The organism is Brevibacillus soli (genome assembly GCF_044759095.2).
In the GTDB taxonomy this organism is placed as follows: Bacteria; Bacillota; Bacilli; order Brevibacillales; family Brevibacillaceae; genus JBIYSM02.
This window is the reverse complement of sequence record NZ_JBIYSM020000106.1, coordinates 1-779: the sequence shown is the minus strand read 5'-3', so window position 1 is coordinate 779 and position 779 is coordinate 1. Positions and strand designations below refer to the sequence as shown.

Sequence of the window (779 nt, the reverse complement as noted above, 5' to 3'; positions counted from 1 at the left end):
GGGGCCAGCCGCCGAAGGTGGGGTAGATGATTGGGGTGAAGTCGTAACAAGGTATCCGTACCGGAAGGTGCGGATGGATCACCTCCTTTCTACGGAGCTTTTGGCTAAAACGTTTTCGCTGTTCAGTTTTGAGGGAGCATACCCTCCCTGGCTTTCCGGGGTAACCAAGGGCCTATAGCTCAGTTGGTTAGAGCGCACGCCTGATAAGCGTGAGGTCGGCTGTTCGAGTCAGCCTAGGCCCACCACTCATTCTCAAAATTAGTTGGCTTTTGTTGTGGGGCCCCCGAAAAATATTCGGAACAAGCTCCAGACATAAGCGTCACTTTTGGGGTAAACATGGGGCTGTAGCTCAGTTGGGAGAGCGCCTGCCTTGCAAGCAGGAGGTCATCGGTTCGATCCCGTTCAGCTCCACCATTTCTTCCAAGATTTACAGCTTGATAGAAAATTGACTGATGTGATACATTAGTCATTGCGTCGTCTGGTGATGATGGCGGAGGGGACACACCCGTTCCCATACCGAACACGGCCGTTAAGCCCTCCAGCGCCGATGGTACTTGTCCCGAAGGGGACCGGGAGAGTAGGACGTTGCCAGGCGGGTGTAAGTGTTATACCCAAATAGAGGGAAAACAGAAGCGAGCAGTTTGAGGCGCGGAAGTTGCGAGTACCGTAGCGTAGTCATCTACGTGAGGAACGGAGCAACGACGCAACGAAGAAATGCGAAGCTAATGTTTTGCCGATTGTTCCTTGAAAACTGGATAACGCAAGTAAAGCTAAGGATT

At 52.2% G+C, this 779-nt stretch carries 2 tRNA genes and 2 rRNA genes; all 4 read left to right on the top strand.

Annotation, left to right across the window (positions count from 1 at the left end):
• Positions 1-89 (top strand): 16S ribosomal RNA (locus ACE99V_RS20380); the annotation flags it as partial.
• Positions 90-168: 79 nt separating this feature from the next.
• Positions 169-245 (top strand) — tRNA-Ile (locus ACE99V_RS20375).
• Between the two features lie 93 nt (positions 246-338).
• Positions 339-414, top strand: a tRNA-Ala gene (locus ACE99V_RS20370).
• A gap of 63 nt (positions 415-477) precedes the next feature.
• Positions 478-594 (top strand): 5S ribosomal RNA (gene rrf / locus ACE99V_RS20365).
• Positions 595-779: the final 185 nt, after the last annotated feature.